The sequence below is a fragment of the Corynebacterium sp. LaCa54 genome, from assembly GCF_046717495.1.
In the GTDB taxonomy this organism is placed as follows: Bacteria; Actinomycetota; Actinomycetes; order Mycobacteriales; family Mycobacteriaceae; genus Corynebacterium; species Corynebacterium kefirresidentii.
Genome location: NZ_CP177115.1, coordinates 483,168 through 500,220 on the forward strand (window position 1 = coordinate 483,168; position 17,053 = coordinate 500,220).

The 17,053-nt window shown below is 62.2% G+C and carries 19 protein-coding genes; 11 read left to right on the forward strand and 8 right to left on the reverse strand.

Annotated features, from left to right (window positions below; all coding sequences use genetic code 11):
* Positions 1–31 precede the first annotated feature (31 nt).
* Both ACLI1M_RS02490 and ACLI1M_RS02495 read right to left on the reverse strand, forming a co-directional pair.
* The gene (locus ACLI1M_RS02490) at positions 32–250 is read right to left on the reverse strand and encodes a helix-turn-helix domain-containing protein (RefSeq protein ID WP_259824959.1); all 219 of its coding nucleotides are present in this window, start codon (positions 248–250) and stop codon (positions 32–34) included.
* Positions 243–791: a hypothetical protein gene (locus ACLI1M_RS02495; protein ID WP_248099798.1), complete on the reverse strand. Its 549-nt coding sequence runs from the start codon at positions 789–791 to the stop codon at positions 243–245. The genes ACLI1M_RS02490 and ACLI1M_RS02495 overlap by 8 nt, the downstream gene beginning before the upstream one ends.
* Before the next feature lie 111 nt (positions 792–902).
* Between ACLI1M_RS02495 and ACLI1M_RS02500 the strand changes: the two genes are divergently transcribed.
* Positions 903–1,364, forward strand: a complete 462-nt coding sequence (locus ACLI1M_RS02500) for a PH domain-containing protein (RefSeq protein WP_239208244.1) — start codon at positions 903–905, stop codon at positions 1,362–1,364.
* The gene (locus tag ACLI1M_RS02505) at positions 1,361–2,686 is read left to right on the forward strand and encodes a PH domain-containing protein (protein WP_248099797.1); all 1,326 of its coding nucleotides are present in this window, start codon (positions 1,361–1,363) and stop codon (positions 2,684–2,686) included. The genes ACLI1M_RS02500 and ACLI1M_RS02505 overlap by 4 nt, the downstream gene beginning before the upstream one ends.
* On the opposite strand, the gene ACLI1M_RS02510 is transcribed toward ACLI1M_RS02505, so the two are convergent.
* On the reverse strand, positions 2,670–3,140 hold the full coding sequence (locus tag ACLI1M_RS02510) for a tRNA (cytidine(34)-2'-O)-methyltransferase (RefSeq protein ID WP_049383604.1): 471 nt from the start codon (positions 3,138–3,140) through the stop codon (positions 2,670–2,672). The two genes, ACLI1M_RS02505 and ACLI1M_RS02510, sit on opposite strands and share 17 nt — an antisense overlap.
* Before the next feature lie 23 nt (positions 3,141–3,163).
* On the opposite strand from ACLI1M_RS02510, the gene ACLI1M_RS02515 reads away from it, so the two are divergent.
* The 3 genes from ACLI1M_RS02515 to ACLI1M_RS02525 all read left to right on the forward strand — a co-directional run bounded on the left by ACLI1M_RS02515 (position 3,164) and on the right by ACLI1M_RS02525 (position 5,429).
* On the forward strand, positions 3,164–4,012 hold the full coding sequence (locus ACLI1M_RS02515) for a bifunctional methylenetetrahydrofolate dehydrogenase/methenyltetrahydrofolate cyclohydrolase (RefSeq protein WP_023020649.1): 849 nt from the start codon (positions 3,164–3,166) through the stop codon (positions 4,010–4,012).
* Complete coding sequence (locus tag ACLI1M_RS02520; protein WP_239208246.1) at positions 4,009–4,323, forward strand: DUF3017 domain-containing protein; 315 nt, start codon at positions 4,009–4,011, stop codon at positions 4,321–4,323. Before ACLI1M_RS02515 ends, ACLI1M_RS02520 begins: the two co-directional genes overlap by 4 nt.
* 125 nt (positions 4,324–4,448) lie before the next feature.
* Positions 4,449–5,429, forward strand: coding sequence for an HNH endonuclease signature motif containing protein (locus ACLI1M_RS02525; protein WP_049383605.1), 981 nt, complete (start codon positions 4,449–4,451; stop codon positions 5,427–5,429).
* Positions 5,430–5,510: 81 nt separating this feature from the next.
* On the opposite strand, the gene metX is transcribed toward ACLI1M_RS02525, so the two are convergent.
* The 4 genes from metX to ACLI1M_RS02545 all read right to left on the reverse strand — a co-directional run bounded on the left by metX (position 5,511) and on the right by ACLI1M_RS02545 (position 9,569).
* Positions 5,511–6,629 (reverse strand): homoserine O-acetyltransferase MetX, encoded by a 1,119-nt coding sequence (gene metX, locus ACLI1M_RS02530; protein ID WP_248099796.1) that lies wholly within the window; start codon positions 6,627–6,629, stop codon positions 5,511–5,513.
* Positions 6,626–7,942 (reverse strand): O-acetylhomoserine/O-acetylserine sulfhydrylase, encoded by a 1,317-nt coding sequence (locus ACLI1M_RS02535; protein ID WP_248099795.1) that lies wholly within the window; start codon positions 7,940–7,942, stop codon positions 6,626–6,628. The genes metX and ACLI1M_RS02535 overlap by 4 nt, the downstream gene beginning before the upstream one ends.
* Before the next feature lie 123 nt (positions 7,943–8,065).
* The gene (locus ACLI1M_RS02540; protein WP_200288222.1) at positions 8,066–8,227 is read right to left on the reverse strand and encodes a hypothetical protein; all 162 of its coding nucleotides are present in this window, start codon (positions 8,225–8,227) and stop codon (positions 8,066–8,068) included.
* A 37-nt stretch (positions 8,228–8,264) separates the two neighbouring features.
* Positions 8,265–9,569 carry a PLP-dependent aminotransferase family protein gene (locus tag ACLI1M_RS02545; protein WP_248099793.1) on the reverse strand — a complete coding sequence of 435 codons (1,305 nt, stop codon included), beginning with the start codon at positions 9,567–9,569 and terminating at the stop codon, positions 8,265–8,267.
* Between the two features lie 81 nt (positions 9,570–9,650).
* On the opposite strand from ACLI1M_RS02545, the gene pdxS reads away from it, so the two are divergent.
* Complete coding sequence (gene pdxS / locus ACLI1M_RS02550; protein ID WP_049383609.1) at positions 9,651–10,553, forward strand: pyridoxal 5'-phosphate synthase lyase subunit PdxS; 903 nt, start codon at positions 9,651–9,653, stop codon at positions 10,551–10,553.
* Complete coding sequence (gene pdxT / locus ACLI1M_RS02555; protein WP_049383610.1) at positions 10,547–11,137, forward strand: pyridoxal 5'-phosphate synthase glutaminase subunit PdxT; 591 nt, start codon at positions 10,547–10,549, stop codon at positions 11,135–11,137. Before pdxS ends, pdxT begins: the two co-directional genes overlap by 7 nt.
* A 69-nt stretch (positions 11,138–11,206) precedes the next feature.
* On the opposite strand, the gene ACLI1M_RS02560 is transcribed toward pdxT, so the two are convergent.
* Entirely contained in the window at positions 11,207–13,420 is a 2,214-nt protein-coding gene (locus ACLI1M_RS02560) for an NADP-dependent isocitrate dehydrogenase (protein WP_248099791.1), read from the reverse strand.
* A gap of 215 nt (positions 13,421–13,635) precedes the next feature.
* Here ACLI1M_RS02560 and ACLI1M_RS02565 point away from each other — a divergent pair, with 215 nt between their 5' ends.
* Genes ACLI1M_RS02565 through ACLI1M_RS02580 form a run of 4 tightly spaced genes read left to right on the forward strand, consistent with a single transcriptional unit; the run spans position 13,636 to position 17,042 of the window.
* Positions 13,636–14,889, forward strand: a complete 1,254-nt coding sequence (locus ACLI1M_RS02565) for an MFS transporter (RefSeq protein WP_049383612.1) — start codon at positions 13,636–13,638, stop codon at positions 14,887–14,889.
* 21 nt (positions 14,890–14,910) lie between these two features.
* Positions 14,911–15,828 carry an exodeoxyribonuclease III gene (locus ACLI1M_RS02570; protein WP_248099790.1) on the forward strand — a complete coding sequence of 306 codons (918 nt, stop codon included), beginning with the start codon at positions 14,911–14,913 and terminating at the stop codon, positions 15,826–15,828.
* The gene (locus tag ACLI1M_RS02575) at positions 15,828–16,799 is read left to right on the forward strand and encodes a trimeric intracellular cation channel family protein (protein ID WP_248099788.1); all 972 of its coding nucleotides are present in this window, start codon (positions 15,828–15,830) and stop codon (positions 16,797–16,799) included. Before ACLI1M_RS02570 ends, ACLI1M_RS02575 begins: the two co-directional genes overlap by 1 nt.
* A gap of 51 nt (positions 16,800–16,850) precedes the next feature.
* Entirely contained in the window at positions 16,851–17,042 is a 192-nt protein-coding gene (locus ACLI1M_RS02580) for a hypothetical protein (RefSeq protein ID WP_049383615.1), read from the forward strand.
* Positions 17,043–17,053: the final 11 nt, after the last annotated feature.

Below are 17,053 nucleotides of genomic sequence, written 5' to 3' on the forward strand. Positions count from 1 at the left end.
TTGCATAAACCCAACATCCTGGCAAGGGTTGCTACTCGACGCTGAAGATATCCCCTGGCTGGCAGTCCAGTGCCGTGCACAGCGCTGCCAGGGTGCTAAAGCGTACGGCTTTGGCGCGATTATTCTTTAGAACGGAGAGGTTAACTGGGGTGATGCCCACTTCTTTAGCGAGCGCCGCGCCGGTAATGTCGCGCTCTTGCATAATCCGGTCGAGGTGGCAGATTACTTGGGGTTCTTGTGCCTCAGACAAGGCCTTCGACCTCCTCTTCCAGCGTGCAGCCGCGCTTGATAGCGGCCGAGAAGAGCTGCAAGGTGCAGACGAAGAGGTAGGGAAGCGCAAGCTCGCCAAGCGACGTTCCATCCTGGCTGGCCCACCAGTCGATTCCAAGCTGTGAGGAAGCCCAGTTATTTCCTAGGCCTTCGAGCACGAACCGTCCGATAAACCAGACGAGGATGCCAATGGTCATTCCGTTTAGGGGGCGGATATTTTTCGTATTAAAAACCTGTCCGCGAAGCATCGGCTTGACCAAGTGATAGGCAAAGAACGCGATAATTAGGATGGCCGCAATCTTGACGACGAGCGCCGCGCTAAGTAGCCACAATGGTCCACCGTCGAGGTTGTGTTTGCTTAGACCTTCCGGAACGGCCGCGCTCAGGGCGGTGGAAAACCTTCCGGTGGCAAGGTCGCGCAGGTAAGTCGGGCCGAGGATGATGATCGTAAGGAGGGCGAGACCGGCTGCCGCATTAATTTCGCGGCGCTCGGCCTTGGAGGTGGGCTGTGGGGTGGTCATGACAATCCTTTCTGTCGATAACTTATCGACTTTCGATGTTGTCGTAATTCGATAATATCGAGTAACGATAAGTTGCGCAAGGGGTGGGCCCGATTGATACTGTCAATAACTATGAGCGAAGAAATGAATCCCGTCTCGCCGCGCCTTGTGACCTCGCGCTATATCCACCACCTGAGCTGGATGTTTCTGCTCGCCGCGGCCGCCGCTGCGGCAGGCTTCTGGTGGACCCCGTGGTTCTACTGGGCGGCCGGCATCTTCGTCGGTCTTTTCTTCTGGCTGCTCTGGCTCATTCCCGCTCAAGTGCGCAATATGGGCTGGCTCGAGACCGACGATGAGTTACTTATCACTCGCGGCAAGCTCTGGCATTCCTTCACCGTGGTGCCCTACGGCCGCATCCAGTTCGTCGACGTGACCTCCGGGCCCATCGACCGCGCCCTTGGCCTGAAAAAGCTGCAGCTCCACACGGCCTCTGCCAGCACGGATGCCACCATCAAAGGCTTGGAAGCCCCGCTTGCCGACGCCCTCCGCACCCGCCTTGCCCACCAAGCCCGCGAACGGATGAGCGGCCTATGAGCCCCCAGCCGAACTTCCGTCGCGTCCACCGCCTCACCCCGCTGCTGCGTCTGTGGTCGGTCATCCTGGCCCTCATCGCAGCTTTCGCCCTCAACGTCAACATGGAGGCCCTGCGCGATATCTTCGCCTTTATTACCGGCGAACACCGCGGCGAGGCCTTGCGTGATACCGCCCTCGCCCTCGCTGGTTTCATCGCGGTCTGCGCGGTGGTGTGGCTCGCCTCCGGCCTATGGTGGCGCCGCATGGGCTATCAGCTCGGCGCGGAAGAGCTTTCCCTGCGCCGCGGCCTCTTATCTGTCCAATTGCGCACCGCGCGCTATGACCGCACCCAGGCCGTTGACGTCGTGGAACCCGTCATCGCCCGCCTCTTTCGTCTCGCGGCCGTGCGGGTGGAAACCGCGGGCGGCCAATCTTCTGTCATCGAAATCGCCTACCTCAAAAAGTCCGACGCTGAGGCCCTACGCGATGACATCCTCGCCCGCGTTCACGGCGCTCCCACCTCCCAAACCGAGGCGCCGGCCGAGGAATCGGCTGAAGAACCGGCCGAGGAACCAGCTCTCGTGCCCGAGATCCCCATCGCCCGCTCCCTGATTGCGGCCGCGTTGCGCACGTCCACGCTTTTCCTCGTCGGCTTCCTTATCCTCGTTGTGGTTACGCGGCTGCCGCTCTCGGCCGCGCTGCCCATCCTCGTCGGCGCGCTGCCCAACGCCTGGAACGTGCTCGATTCTTCCTGGCGTTATACCGCCCGCACCGACGGCGAGGTACTCAATATCACCTACGGCCTGGCCGATCGCCGCCGCCAAAGCATTCGCCTCGACCGCATCCACGCCGTGCAGATCACCCAGCCCTTCCTCTGGCGGCCGCTGGGCTGGTACGAGGTACGGGTTTCGGTGGCGGGGTATGGGGCGTCGGCAAGCGGGAAGGCTTCTGGTTCCACCCGCATCCTGCCGGTGGGCACCCTCGCCCAAGCCCGGCAATTCCTGCCGGCCGACGCCGCACCTACCTACGCCTCGCCAACCCGCGCCAAGTGGGTTTCCCCGCTGGACTACCGCCAACAAACCGTGGCGCTTACCGGCGGCTACGTCATAGTGCGCAACGGCCGGCTCAATCGCCGCGTCAAGGCCATCCACACCTCCCATATCCAGGAGTTGACCTATCGCCGCGGACCGATTTCGCAGGCGCTCGGCCTAGCCACCGTCGGCCTCGACCTAGTCCAGGGGCCCGTGCGCATGGACGCGCGCAACCTCACGCTTGCCGACGCCACCGCACTCCTTACCCAGCTACGCTCCCGCCAACTGCCGGAGCTTAAACCGCCCCGTTAAATCCCAATTGGCGCCACGCCTCAAATACGGCCGTCGAGGCCGAATTCGACAAGTTCATTGAGCGCCTGGCCGGCACCATCGGAATGCGCACGTGGTCCGTTACGCGCGGATGATTGATGTGCTCCTCTGGCAGGCCGGTCGGCTCCGTGCCAAAGAGTAGGACATCGCCTTCTTGGTATTCGATATCCGTAAACCACTTATCCGTATGCGTGGTAAAAGCGAAGACGCGCGCGCCCGGCAGCGCATCCATGCAGGCCTGGAAGTCCTTGTGAATCTGCACATCGGCCAAATCGTGATAATCCAGACCGGCGCGCTTTAAGTGCTTATCGTCGAAATTGAAACCCAGCGGCTCAATCAGGTGCAGGCTCGCGCCCGTCACCGCGGCCGTGCGAATCGCGTTGCCCGTATTAGTAGGGATGACTGGGTTATCAAAGACAATGTGCAGCTGGCTCATGCCTTCAGTCTAGGATGGTGGCTATGAGCGCTACCAAACTAGATGGCACACTGTACCGCGACGAGATTTTTTCCGACCTTGCCCAGCGCGTGTCCGCGCTGAAGGAGAAGGGGATTACCCCTGGCCTGGCGACCGTCCTCGTAGGTGAGGATCCGGGCTCCCAATCCTATGTGAAGATGAAACATCGTGACTGTGAAAAGCTTGGCATCAACTCCATCCGCAAGGACCTGCCGGCCGATATCACCCAGGAAGAACTAGAAGCCGTCATCGATGAGCTCAACGCCGATGATGCCTGCACCGGCTACATCGTCCAGTTGCCGCTGCCTAAGCACCTGGATGAAAACGCCATCCTCGAGCGCATTGACCCCGCCAAGGATGCCGATGGCCTGCACCCAGTCAACCTGGGCAAGCTCGTGCTCAACGAGGAGGCGCCCTTGCCGTGCACCCCGAACGGCTGCCTGCATCTGCTGCGCCGCTTCGGCGTCGAGCTCAACGGCGCCAAGACCGTGGTCATCGGCCGTGGTGTTACCGTAGGCCGCCCCATCGGCCTGATGCTTACCCGCCGCAGCGAGAACTCCACCGTCACGCTGTGCCACACCGGCACCAAGGACTTGGCCGCTGAGACCCGCGAGGCCGATATCGTCATTGCCGCCGCCGGCCAGCCCCACATGCTCACCGCGGACATGATTAAGGAAGGCGCCGCGCTTCTCGACGTCGGAGTCTCCCGCGTCGACGGCAAGCTCACCGGCGACATTCACCCAGATTGCTGGGATAAGGCCGGGTTCGTCTCTCCGAACCCAGGTGGCGTCGGCCCGCTGACCCGTGCCTTCCTGGTACGCAATATCGTCGAACGCGCGGAAAAGTTGGCGTGAATCTAGATAATCCGCACGACGCCGAGCTCGCGCCCTCCCCACTGCCGCCTGCCGCGCAGTGGGCAGCAATTGGCATCTTCGTGGCCGGCGTGGTTATCTCCGGCGGCTATGCTGTCTTCGAATACTGGCGCCGGGCCACGTTCCTCCTCGGCCTGGCCCTGCTGTGGCTCACCGTGGTCCGACTGACGTGTGATTCCAGCCGCGTCGGCGTGCTGGCCGTACGCTCGCGCCGCTTTGACGCCTGCTTTACCGGCCTGCTCGGCGCCACGATGGCCTTTCTGGCCTTTTCTGTGGACGCGCTCGGTAGCTAGTTATCCACAGGTTTTTGTAGAGCCTTCACCTAACTCGGCCCGAAAGGGTGTGGTTCGGGCGGTTATCCACAGGCTCTGGGCCACCACCGCGCGCCGTTATGCACGGCCGGCTTAGGTTCGGTGCCATGATTTCGAACTACCTGGCTGCCGTGAACTCCCCGATGGTGCTCATCGAGGAGTGCGTTGGGCTGTCGGTAGAAGAGCTCGTCGATAAGGGCTTTAGTGATCGCGAGGCCGCCGAGTTTGCCCGCCTGGCCGATACTTACTTCGGCCGCACCGCCTTTGGTGCTAAACAGCGCGCCGCCCGCCGCACTTCGCTGCCGCTCGACGCGCTGAAAATTATCGAGCACTTCGCACAGAAGATGAAAACCCAGCGGGCGGCCTGGGCATTGCGCGAGGAACTATGTGCCCTGCGCCTTTCCACCAGCGAAATTGATAAGCACGCCCGTCGCCTAGTGCGCGAGGAGCGTACCACCAAGCGCTCCGAAGGCGTGCGCCTGACCCGCCGCCGCGATGACCTGTGGACCCTGACAATTACCGCCGAGTCCGAGTTGGTTGCAGAAATTAATAACCACGTCTCCACCGTCGCCGATGCTCGTCGCGTCTTTGCCGAGGGCGCCTCTACCTCCACAATCACCACCAATGTGGTGCTCAACCTGAATGAGATGGTGAAGGTCACCCACGGCGAGGACGTCACCTTGCAGCTGACCAACGGCGCCCAGATATCTGGTGCGGATCTTGTCCGCCGCGCGCTTGCCGACGTCGGCCTTATCACCCTCATTCACCCCGTCACCGGCCCCGTCAACCTTTATCAATCGCGGCGCTTGGCTACATGGAAGCAACGCCAAATGGCGATGGCAGAAAACCCGGTGTGCCCGTGGCCCGACTGCCACACGCCGGCGGATGAATGCCAAGTCCACCATCTCACCCCGTGGCTGCTGGGCGGCGATACGAATCCCGAAAACCTCACCATTGCGTGCAAGTATCACAATGCTGTGAACGACGATGACCCGAATGCACCGCCGCGTCGCGGCCGGCTCGAGCGTCGTCCTGGAGAAGGCATCGTGTGGCGCCCGCCTTGGGCGAAGCCACCCGACGATCGCTGAGCCGCTTCGTCCCTTCGCCGCTCCAGCGCAGCGCATAGTGCGCGCTGCGCGGCTTTGGCGATCATTGCTGCCGCGAGTTTTTTAAATCGAGTACTCGGTGGGATCGCCTGCCGCTGCATCAATGCGCGGGTCTGGCTGGGAAAGTCTAAGGAAGTTACGCAGTATGCGATCCATTTGGCGTGACTCGGTAAGGAAGGCGTCGTGGCCTACCGGGGAGACCACCTTGGCCATAGCCAATAGATTTCCCAGATTGCGCGAGATATGTTCTTGCTGGTGATACGGGTACAAGATGTCCGTGTCTACGCCTACGACCATTGTAGGTACCTTGGATGATCCCAGCGCGCGGTTGAGCCCACCGCGGTCACGGCCGATATCGTGGCGGTTTAGTGCCTCGGTGAGAGTGACATAGGAGCCGGCATCGAAGCGGTCGGCCAGCTTGATGCCTTGATAATCCAGGTAGGAGTTAACGGCAAAGCGATTATCGCGGCGGCGGTAAGGCCCGAGCGGGTTCTCGCCGGTCTGTGCCTGAACACCGAAGCGCTCGTCAATCTCCTGTTCGCCGCGGTAGGTCAGGTGCGCAATGCGGCGCGCGGCCGCCAGCCCCTCGCGCGGGCGCTGGGAGGAAGCGTAATAATCGCCGCCGTGCCAGAACGAATCTTGCTCGATGGCCGCGATCTGCGCCGACTGGATGCCAATCTGCCAAGCGGAGGCGCGGGCCGATACGGCAATGACGCAGGCCGCGTCGAGGAAATCGGGGTGCATCAGTGTCCACTCGAGCGTGCGCGCACCACCCATTGAGCCGCCGATGACGGCATGCACGTGGGTGATGCCAAGTTCGTGCAATGCGGCACGCTCGGCCGCAACGAGGTCGCGCACGGAAAGCGCGGGAAAACGCGAACCCCAAGCACGGCCATCGTCTGGGTGCGGGGAAGCCGGGCCGGTAGAGCCGCCGCAGCCGCCCAGTGTATTGGTAGCGATAATGCACCACTTCGTCGTATCCAGCGCCTTGCCGGGGCCTACTAGGTCGGCCCACCACTCGGCCACATTCGAGTCACCGGTAAGCGCGTGTTCGACCAGGATGACGTTATTGGCCCCATGCGGATCGCCGAGGAGGTGGCCGAAGCGGTGGTAGGCAATGTGGGCGTCGGCAAGCGTGGCGCCGGCTTCGGTGTGAAAATCGCCGATGCTAACTAGCTTCATGCCAGCGCGTTAAAGCCCAGCTCGAGGTCCGCGATGATGTCATCGATGTGCTCGATGCCCACGGACAGGCGGATAGTGGATTGAGTAATGCCGGCCGCTGCCAGCGCAGGTTCATCGGATTGCGAGTGCGTGGTGGTTGCCGGATGCACGGCCAGGGAGCGGGTATCGCCGATATTGGCGAGGTTGGAGTGGAGCTTGAGGGCGTCGATAAACGCCCAGGCTTCTTCGCGGCCGCCGTCGATGTCGAAGGAGAGCACGGAGCCGGTATAGGCATAGCCGAGCTTTTCCTTGGTGGCCTTATACGGCGAGGAGTCGAGGCCGGCGTAGTTGACCTTGGTGACCTTGGCGTGGCCTTCCAGGTACTCGGCGACGGCTTGGGCGTTGGCATTGTGCTTTTCGACGCGCAGTCCCACCGTCTCAATTCCATTCAGCGTCAGCCAGGCGTTGAAGGGGGAGATGGCGGCGCCGGTATCGCGCAGCAGGCCAGCGCGGGCCTTGAGCGCGAAGGCCGAAGCGCCGAGGTCGGCGTATTTGAGTCCGTGGTAGGCCTCATCCGGGGTGACGAAATAGGGGAATACGGGCTCGCCGTTGCGGGTGACGGTCCAGTCGAAGGAGCCGCCGTCGATAATCGCGCCGCCGACGGCCGAGCCATTGCCGGTATAGAACTTGGTAGTGGAGACCACGACGATATCTGCGCCGAGGTCCAGCGGCCGGGCGAGGGCGGCGGTGGCGATGGTGTTATCCACGATGAGCGGGACCTGGTTATTGTGGGCAACCTCGGCGATGGCGGGGATATCGAGCACATCGGCCACGGGGTTGCCGAAGGTCTCGCCATAGAAGGCCTTGGTATTTGGCTGCACGGCGTCTTGCCAGGAGGCCGGGTCGTCCGGGTCCTCGACGAGGGTGACGTCGATGCCTAGGCGCTTGAGCGTGACGGTAAAGAGGGTGGAGGTGCCGCCGTAGAGGCGCGGGGAAGTCACGATGTGGTCGCCTGCCGAGGCGAGGTTCAAAATGGCTGCGGTTTCAGCGGCCTGGCCGGAGGCGAAAGCGACGGCGGCGACGCCGCCCTCGAGGGAAGCGAGGCGTTCTTCCAGTGCGTCCTGGGTGGGGTTGGTGAGGCGGGTGTAGATGGGGCCGGCGTCGGAAAGATTGAAGCGGTTGGCCGCGTGCTCGGCGTCGTTAAAAACGTAGGAGGTGGTCTGGTAAATCGGCACATTGCGGGCGTTGTGGTGCCCGTCGAGGTTTTGGCCTGCGTGTACAGAGCGGGTAGCGAAGGACCAGTTGGAATTGGAGTTATCGTATTTCGTCGTCATGCTTGGCAAGACTAGACCAAGCGGTATATATAGCGAATGATTTTGTAGAAACGCGCTGGCAGCCGTGAGAATAAAAATAGACCAAGCGGTCGGTGTGGCGCTTGGTCTGGTGGGGTGTCTTTCTTAGTGGCGGCGGTCGTGCTCCTCGAGCTGATTAGCAATGCGGCTAGTATTCGCGCGGGTGTCATTGCTATTGCGCACGAGCGTGACCACGAGGGCGATAATTCCAGCGAGGATAAGGACGAAAACGAGGATGAGAAGGAGCTCAATCGGACCTAAAGACATCTAGTACCTTTCGTTTATGATCGTTGGAATTAAGGTATCACTGCCGTAAAGCGGCCGCGACTGCAGAAAGGCTTTCGCGTAGCTCGGCATCGCTGAGGTGGCCGAAGCCGAGTACGACGCCGTCTTCAGCATCGGCGCCGCCCCAATAATCGCGCAGCGGGGTGAGTTTGATGCCGCGGGCGGCAGCGCGGGGGACAACGGCCGGATCGCACAGTAGGACTGCGTGGAGACCACCGTGGATGGGAAGGAGCTGGGTGCCATCGATGGAGCCAAGCGCTTCGGCCACTAGGTTGCGGCGGTGTTTATAGGTGCGGCGCATGCGGCCGGTGTGGCGTCGTAAAGCGCCGCTGGCAAGGTAGTGGGCGAGCGCGGCCTGGGGGATGGAGCCGACGGGTTGGCCGAAGATATCGCGCACGCGGTCCACGGCCGGGCGCAAGCGTGGCGGGAGGACGAGGTAACCGCAGGCAATCGAGGGGGAAATGACGGAAGAAAAGGTCCCGAGTAGCACGGTGTGTTCTGGGGCGAGTGCGGCCAGGGCAGGCAGCGGCTGGCCGACGTAGCGCAGCTCGGAGTCGAAGTCGTCCTCGATGAGGAGGGCATCGTGCGCGCGGGCCCATTCGACGAGCTCCGCGCGCCGGGCTGCAGGCAGGGAGCCGCCGTAGGGATATTGATGGCTGGGGGTGACGATGAGGGCGTCGAGGTTGGCGGTGGGAACGGTGACGCCGTCGGGGCCGGTGGGGATTTCCAGCAGCGTGTGGCCGAGAGCCTGGGGGACCCGGCGCAGGCTGGGGTAACCGGGTGATTCCACGCCCACCTGCAGCTGGCGGCCGAGGGCGCGCAGGAGTACCGAAAGGCCATCGCGGGCGCCGGCCGTGATGAGGACGCAGGTTGGGTCGACGTTAAGCCCGCGCATGTGGCGCAGGTGCGCGGCGACCTCGCGGGGGAGGTCTCCGGAGGGGTCGACGGCCGCAGCGCGCCACGCGGCCCTCCATTCAGGGGTGAGGATTCCCGCGGTGTCGGGCAGTCCGGGCGTCAGTGACACCAGCTCGGGCTCGGCGGCCGGTTTGGGGGCCGGCTCCGGCCGCGGGGCGCGTGCGTGGGGGAGCAGCGGGTTGATGACGGTGCCGGAGCCAACCTCGGCCGTAAGGTATCCCTCGGCCGTGAGTTGCTCGTAGGCGGTGACTACGCTGCCTCGGGAAACGCCGAGCTGGGTGGCTAAGGTACGGGTGGAGGCAACGCGCTCGCCGGGCAGGAGGGCGCCGGCGGCAACCTGGGTGCGGAGGGCCGCGGCGATTTGCACGGGCAGCGGCCGCGTATCAGAGGGATCGAGGCGGAGAGGCACTCCTTCATCATAAGTGGTCTAATCCAACACGCTGAAAATGGCTCTTGTCTTGTACCAATTGTGTGGGCCACTATGTGACCTATGACTGAACAGGTAAATGAACAAGGACGCGCCACTACGCGCGTGAAGCGAGGACTAGCCGATATGTTGAAAGGCGGCGTCATTATGGACGTCGTCACGCCGGAGCAGGCGCGCATTGCGGAGGACGCGGGTGCGTCGGCAGTTATGGCGTTGGAGCGTGTGCCGGCCGATATTCGTGCGCAGGGCGGGGTGGCCCGCATGTCGGATCCAGAGCTAATTGAGGGCATCGTCGAAGCGGTGGACATCCCGGTCATGGCCAAGGCCCGCATCGGCCACTTTGTGGAGGCTCAGATCCTCGGCGAGCTGGGCGTGGATTTCATCGATGAGTCCGAGGTGCTCAGCCCGGCCGATTATGTCAACCACATCAATAAGTGGGACTTCGATGTGCCATTCGTGTGTGGCGCGACCAACCTGGGTGAGGCGCTGCGCCGCATCACCGAGGGTGCGGCCATGATTCGTTCCAAGGGCGAGGCCGGCACGGGCGATGTCTCGGAGGCCGTGAAGCACCTGCGCACGATTAAGGCCGAGATTGCCCGCCTGCGCTACCTGGATCGCGATGAGCTCTACGTCGCGGCCAAGGAGCTGCAGGCACCGTACGACCTGGTCGCAGAGGTTGCGGAGACCGGCAAGCTCCCGGTTGTGCTTTTTGTCGCCGGTGGCGTGGCCACGCCTGCCGACGCCGCCCTTGTCCGCCAGATGGGCGCCGAAGGCGTCTTCGTCGGCTCCGGCATCTTCAAGTCCGGCGAGCCCGCCAAGCGTGCGGAGGCCATCGTCAAGGCGGCGACCCTCTACGACCAGCCGGCCGAACTCGCAAAGCTTTCCCGCGGCTTGGGCGAGGCCATGGTGGGCATCAATGTCAACGACGTGCCTGCGCCGCACCGCCTGGCCGAGCGCGGATGGTAGCCACCGTTGGGGTGCTGGCGCTGCAAGGTGGCGTCGAGGAGCACCTGCGCATTCTTGATGAGCTCGGTGTTGTTACTCGCCGGGTGCGGGTGCCGCGGGACCTGGACGGGCTCGACGGGCTGGTGATTCCGGGCGGCGAGTCGAGTGTCATCGACAAGCTGGCGCGCAGCTTCGATCTGGCCGAGCCGCTGCGCGACGCCGCAGCTGCAGGCCTGCCGGTGCTCGCGACCTGCGCGGGACTCATCTACTGCGCCCGCGAGCTCGATAACCCCGCGCCGGGGCAGCAAACCCTGGAGCTAGTGGACGTGACCGTGCGCCGCAATGCCTTTGGCAACCAGCGCTTTTCCGAGGAACGTACCGTGCCGGTCGCGATGGGGGAGGAAACGCTCGACATTGAGGCGAGCTTTATCCGCGCGCCGCTGGTTACCCGCCTAGGCGAGGGCGTCGAGGTCATCGCGACGGTGCCGGGAGAGGGCGGCGACGCAGTGGTCGGCGTGCGACAGGGCCGCGTGACAGCGCTGAGCTTCCACCCAGAAGAAAATGGCGACGCCCGCGTGCACGCCGCCTGGCTCGATAGCTTCTAAACCCGCGCGCACACTAAAGCCGCCCCGCAGCGAAGCAATGAACGCTGCGGGGCGGCTTTTTGGGAAGAATTACTTCTTCAGGCCGTCGATAATCTCGTTGAACTTTGCTACCGGGCGCATGACGGCAGAGGTCTTCTCGTCATTTGGCCAGTAGTAGCCGCCGAGGTCTGCGGGGTTGCCCTGGGCGTCGACAAGCGCCTGGGCAATCTCGTCTGCCTGGGAGGACAGCTGGGAAGCTACGTCCTTGAAGGCGGCGGCGAGATCGGCGTCATCGGTCTGGTTAGCCAGCTCTTCGGCCCAGAAGGTGGCCAGGAAGAAGTGGGAACCGCGGTTATCGATTTCGCCTACCTTGCGGGACGGGGACTTGCCCTCATTGAGCAGGCGCTCGGTGGCCTTGTCCAAGGTAGCGGCCAGGACGCCGGCCTTCTCGTTGCCGTTGGTCTGCTTTTCGTGGCGGAAGGACTCAGCCAAGGCCAGGAACTCGCCGAGGGAATCCCAGCGCAGGTGGTTTTCTTCTTCTACCTGCTGGACGTGCTTCGGGGCGGAGCCGCCGGCACCGGTCTCGAAGAGGCCGCCACCTGCCATGAGTGGAACCACAGATAGCATCTTGGCGGAGGTGCCCAGCTCGAGGATGGGGAAGAGGTCCGTGTTGTAGTCACGCAGCACGTTGCCGGTAACGGAGATGGTGTCCTCGCCGCGGCGGATGCGCTCGATGGAGGTCTTGGTAGCGGTTACCGGGTCCTCGATGGAGATGTCTAGGCCCTCGGTGTCGTGGTCCTTAAGGTACTTCTCCACCAGGGACTGGATATTGCGGTCGTGGCCGCGCTCCGGGTCGAGCCAGAAGATGGTCTTCATACCGGACAGGCGAGCGCGGTTGACGGCGAGCTTGACCCAGTCCTGGATCGGGGCGTCCTTGGTCTGGCAGGCGCGCCAGATATCGCCTTCCTCCACATCGTGGGAGATGAGGACCTCGCCCTGGGAGTTGCGAACCTCAACAGTGCCCGCGGCCGGGATCTTGAAGGTCTTATTGTGGGAGCCGTACTCCTCGGCCTTCTGCGCCATCAGGCCAACGTTCGGCACGGTACCCATGGTGGTCGGGTCGAAGGCACCATTTTCCTTGCAGTCCTCGATAACAGCCTGGTACACGCCAGCGTAGGAGGAATCCGGAATGACGGCGAGGGTGTCCTGCTCCTCGTCGTTCTTATTCCACATGTGGCCGGAGGTACGGATCATGGCGGGCATGGAGGCGTCAATAATGACGTCGGAAGGCACGTGCAGGTTGGTGATGCCCTTGTGGGAGTTGACCATGGCAAGGTCGGGGCCGTCGGAAAGCGCGGCATCGAAAGCGGCCTTGATTTCTTCGCCATTGTCCAGGTTCTTCAGGCCCTCGTAGATAGCGCCCAAGCCGTTCTCGCCGTTGAGGCCGGCAGCCAGCAGCTCCTCGCCATACTTGTCATATACATCAGCAAAGAAAGCGCGGACGACGTGGCCGAAGAGGATGGGGTCAGAGACCTTCATCATGGTGGCCTTCAGGTGGGTGGAAAAGAGCACGCCCTCTTCCTTGGCGCGCTTGACCTGTGCGATGAGGAACTCATCCAGAGCCTTGGCGGACATGAAGGTGCCGTCGATGACCTCGCCCTTGAGAACCGGCAACTCCGGCAGCAGGGTCTGCTCGCCGTCGGCGGTCTTAAGGACGATGGACAAGGTGTCCTCGTTTTCCAGGATGACGGACTTTTCATTGTGGCGGAAGTCGTTGTCCGCCATGGTGGCAACGTTGGTCTTGGAGTCCTTGGACCACTCACCCATGCGGTGCGGGTGCTTCTTGACAAAGTTCTTCACGGCCTCCGGTGCGCGGCGGTCGGAGTTGCCCTCACGCAGCACCGGGTTAACAGCGGAGCCCTTGACGGAATCGTAGCGGGTAGCGATGTCCTTTTCTTCCTCGGTGGAAGGGTTATCCGGGTAATCAGGCAGGTCGTAGCCGGCAGCCTGCAGCTCCGCGATGGCCTTCTTCAGCTGCACCAGGGAAGCGGAAATATTCGGCAGCTTGATGATATTTGCTTCCGGAGTCTTGGCCATCTTGCCCAGCTCTGCCAAGGCGTCTTCGACCTTCTGCTCTTCGGTCAGGCGCTCTGGGAACTGCGCGGCGATGCGGGCGGCCAGCGAAATATCTCGGGTTTCTACGTCAATGCCCGCAGTAGAAGCGAAGGCCTCCACGATGGGCTTGAGAGAGTAGGTCGCCAGCAGCGGCGCCTCATCGGTACGGGTCCACGTAATCTTTGCCATGATTCTCCTAATTAACGTTGGAAAATTGCTCAAGTGCCCAGAGTACCGATTTTGTGGGCGGCATGTGGGCCAGTTTGCTGATAGTGATCCCCCATTTGCGCCCCTTGAAAAGGGTTGCGTGGCTAGCATCACCCACTGGCTGGCGGGGTGGAGATATTCACGGCCGCCCGCTGCGGGCATGCTGCAGAAAAACGCGGGGTGTACCCTCACTCTCCATGAAAATCATCTACGAGCTAAGCCCGCGCAGCGCCCATGAACCCCGCATTCGGCGTCGTCCGTTGCCTTTACAAACGGAGATTACCGCTGGTCGCCGCGCTATTGTCATGGTGGCGATGGCGCTTGGTGCCTTTGCCATTGGCACTACGGAGTTCGTGTCGATGGGCCTGCTGCCGCTTATCGCGGATGATTTTGGCATTTCGGAAGAAAACGCCTCGACTCTCATCACCATTTACGCGATGGGCGTGGTGGTCGGTGCCCCGCTGATTGCGGCCTTTACCGGCAAGCTCCCACGCCGTCGCTTGATCCTGCTGCTCATTGGATTCCTCGTGGTGGGAAACCTGCTATCGGTGGTGGCACCGAATTACGCCATCCTCATGGTGGCGCGCTTCATTGCGGGTATGCCGCACGGTGCTTATTTCTCCGTGGCGAACCTTTCGGCCGCATCCATGGCGCCTCCAGGCGGCCGCGGCAAGGCCATGGCCTACGTAGGCATGGGTCTGGCCATCGCCACGGTCATTGGGGTGCCGGCCGCGCAGGCGCTTGGCTCCGCGTTAGGCTGGCAGGCGGCCTACCTTGTGGTTGTGGCGCTGGGCATTATCACCGCCATTGCGTTGTTTTTCCTGATGCCGCACATGACGGAGATGAAACAGACCGATATCCGCACGGAGTTTGGGGCGTTTAAAAATAGCCAGGTGTGGTTCACCGTCATCATGGGCGTGGTGGGCTTTGGCGGCATGTTCTCCGTCTATACCTATATTTCTTGGACCATGACCGAGGTTGCCGGCATGGATCAGAGCCTCATCTGGGTCGTGCTCATGGCCTATGGCATCGGCATGACCATCGGCAATGCCTTCGGCGGCTGGCTGGCGGACCGCAACCTGGAGTTTGGCATCATCTTTGCCTTGGCCTGCCTTATCGTTATCCTTACCGCTTTTTACTTCCTCTCTGGACACGCTATCCCGGCCACGATTTGCTTTGGCTGCGTGGCCTTTATGGGCTCCACACTTGTGCCTTCGCTGCAGCTGCGCTTGGTGCATGTGGCTGGCGACGCCCAGACTTTGGCCGCTGCGCTCAATCAGTCCGCGCTGAACATAGCGAATGCAGCGGGCGCGACCATTGGCGGCGCCGTCGTGGGTGCTGGTTTGGGCTACTCCGCTCCGGCGCTGGCGGGGGCCAGCCTGGCGGCTGCGGGTTGCCTGGTGTGGGCTGCGACGATGTGGGATAAAAAGCGCCTTGCTCGCCATTCATAAACGGACCGATATGCTGGTTGCATGACCCTTACCATCGCGAGCGTTAACGTTAACGGAATCCGCGCTGCGTGTAAGCAGCGCAATGAAAATAATCCCGGCATGAATGCCTGGTTAGAGGCGACTTCGGCCGATATCGTGCTCATGCAAGAGGTGCGCGCTACCCCGCAGCAGGCCGAAAAGGCCTTGGCCCCGGCCCTGGAGGCGGGCTGGCACTTGGCTCTTGCCGACGCCGCCGCAAAGGGCCGCGCCGGCGTGGGCATCTTATCTCGAACCCCGCTTGCTGACGTCGAAGTGGGCTTCGGCTCCTTTAGCGACGCCGGCCGCTGGGTTGCGGCCACCACCCGCGATATCCGCGTTGCCTCTCTGTACCTGCCTTCCGGTGATACGGATTCGCCGAAGTTGGATGAAAAGTACCGCTTCTTGGACGAGTTCCAAGACATTCTGGCGGATAACGCGGCGCGAACGAACCCCGATGGCAGCCCGGCCGAAATGGTGATCGGCGGCGACTGGAATATTTGCCACCGCGCCCAAGACCTAAAGAATAATAAGGCCAATGAAAAGAAGGCCGGACACCTGCCCGAAGAGCGCGCCTTCATGGACCACGTCTTTGGGGCGTTCCCGGATGATAAGCCGCAGGAAAAGAAGAACCTGGGGCAATGGCAGGGCGTCGTCGACTACGCCGGCGGCGAGCCGTGGGCCCCAACCACAGAGCCACAGTGGTTCGACGTAGCCCGTCGCCTCCATCCGGACGAAGACGGCCCCTATACCTGGTGGACCTACCGCGGCCAGGCCTTTAATAACAACGCTGGGTGGCGCATCGATTACCAGGCGGCTACCCGTCCGATGCTGGAGCGCGCGCAGCGCACCTGGGTGGAAAAGGCCCCCACCGTGGAGCAGCGCTGGTCCGACCATTCCCCACTAGTGGTGGAGTACAGCTGATGACGCCACTATTTAGCGTCCTTTACGTAGTCGGCATTACCGCCGAGTCCATGACTGCCGCATTATCCGCTGGACGCCAAAAACTCGACCTATTTGGTGTCACCATGATCGCCTCCATGACTGCGCTCGGCGGCGGCACGGTGCGCGATATGATCCTCGATGACCCTCCATTTACCTGGGTAGAACACCCCATTTATCTGGTGATTGTCATCGTGGCAGCAGTGGTGACGGTGGGCATGTCCTTCCTCATGCACTACTTCCGGCATCTCTTCCTCATCTTGGATGCCCTAGGGCTCGCGGTCTTTTCGGTGCTGGGCACCCAAATTGCAGTCCACCTGGGCCACGGGTTCATTATTGCCTCGGTGTCTGCGGTGATTTCCGGCGTCTTTGGCGGCGTGCTGCGTGACCTGCTTTCAGATCGCATTCCGCTGGTATTTTCCGGCGAATATTATGCCGCCATTTCCCTGCTGGCCGCGGCGCTTTTTATGGCGCTCTACCACGGCGGCCTAGCCGAAGAACCGGCCGCGATCATCACCGCCTCCGTGTGCTTTATTGCCCGCTTGGCCGCGATCTACTTCAAGAAGGGCCTGCCCGTCTTTGAATATCGCGATGCCGAACAGCAGATGGACCCGCGCCTGCGGTTGTCCGCGCGCATCGTGCGCGATGGCGCCCGCAAGGCCAAGCGCAAGGCAGGCGCGGCCACGCGATACGCCAGCCCCATCACGCGTCCGTTGACTAGGCCTTTAAGCCGCCCGTTTAAGAACAAGACACGAGCTTTTTCTACTGCGGCAGAGAGGGCGGACTACGACGATATTTCCAGCAACCGCATCGCGCGCCGCCCGAAGCAACAATCGATTACCCGGCCGAGTGGCCGGCACTCGCCAGGGGCGAGGGGAGTAAACGTGGAGCAGCAGTGGAGCTTTAATAAGGGGGACGTCGGCAAGCGCAAGGCGCCTAAACACAAGCAGTAGTGCTACTATGGGTAGGTCAAAAAATTCAGTAATCTGCAACGGAGAAAGTTCATGGCTCGCGCAATTATTTCTTTCGTCCTCGGCGCTGTAATCCTCGGCCTGAGCATCTGGTGGTGGACCGTTGTTGGTCCGTCCTTCGCTTTCCTCGGCCCCATCGTGCTCATGGGCGTGGGCGGCGCGCTGATGGTTTCCGGTTGGGCCATCCTGATGGACGTGGTCAGCCCCACCTCCCGCAAGATTTAAAATCTTTGCGT

What these genes read in the sequence shown, in the direction of transcription:
- ACLI1M_RS02495 (WP_248099798.1), bottom strand. Translation starts at nt 791, where the DNA reads ATGACCACCCCACAGCCCACCTCCAAGGCCGAGCGCCGCGAAATTAAT.
- ACLI1M_RS02500 (WP_239208244.1), top strand. Translation starts at nt 903, where the DNA reads ATGAGCGAAGAAATGAATCCCGTCTCGCCGCGCCTTGTGACCTCGCGC.
- ACLI1M_RS02505 (WP_248099797.1), top strand. Translation starts at nt 1,361, where the DNA reads ATGAGCCCCCAGCCGAACTTCCGTCGCGTCCACCGCCTCACCCCGCTG.
- ACLI1M_RS02510 (WP_049383604.1), bottom strand. Translation starts at nt 3,140, where the DNA reads ATGAGCCAGCTGCACATTGTCTTTGATAACCCAGTCATCCCTACTAAT.
- ACLI1M_RS02515 (WP_023020649.1), top strand. Translation starts at nt 3,164, where the DNA reads ATGAGCGCTACCAAACTAGATGGCACACTGTACCGCGACGAGATTTTT.
- ACLI1M_RS02525 (WP_049383605.1), top strand. Translation starts at nt 4,449, where the DNA reads ATGATTTCGAACTACCTGGCTGCCGTGAACTCCCCGATGGTGCTCATC.
- metX (WP_248099796.1), bottom strand. Translation starts at nt 6,629, where the DNA reads ATGAAGCTAGTTAGCATCGGCGATTTTCACACCGAAGCCGGCGCCACG.
- ACLI1M_RS02535 (WP_248099795.1), bottom strand. Translation starts at nt 7,942, where the DNA reads ATGACGACGAAATACGATAACTCCAATTCCAACTGGTCCTTCGCTACC.
- ACLI1M_RS02540 (WP_200288222.1), bottom strand. Translation starts at nt 8,227, where the DNA reads ATGTCTTTAGGTCCGATTGAGCTCCTTCTCATCCTCGTTTTCGTCCTT.
- pdxS (WP_049383609.1), top strand. Translation starts at nt 9,651, where the DNA reads ATGACTGAACAGGTAAATGAACAAGGACGCGCCACTACGCGCGTGAAG.
- pdxT (WP_049383610.1), top strand. Translation starts at nt 10,547, where the DNA reads ATGGTAGCCACCGTTGGGGTGCTGGCGCTGCAAGGTGGCGTCGAGGAG.
- ACLI1M_RS02560 (WP_248099791.1), bottom strand. Translation starts at nt 13,420, where the DNA reads ATGGCAAAGATTACGTGGACCCGTACCGATGAGGCGCCGCTGCTGGCG.
- ACLI1M_RS02565 (WP_049383612.1), top strand. Translation starts at nt 13,636, where the DNA reads ATGAAAATCATCTACGAGCTAAGCCCGCGCAGCGCCCATGAACCCCGC.
- ACLI1M_RS02570 (WP_248099790.1), top strand. Translation starts at nt 14,911, where the DNA reads ATGACCCTTACCATCGCGAGCGTTAACGTTAACGGAATCCGCGCTGCG.
- ACLI1M_RS02575 (WP_248099788.1), top strand. Translation starts at nt 15,828, where the DNA reads ATGACGCCACTATTTAGCGTCCTTTACGTAGTCGGCATTACCGCCGAG.
- ACLI1M_RS02580 (WP_049383615.1), top strand. Translation starts at nt 16,851, where the DNA reads ATGGCTCGCGCAATTATTTCTTTCGTCCTCGGCGCTGTAATCCTCGGC.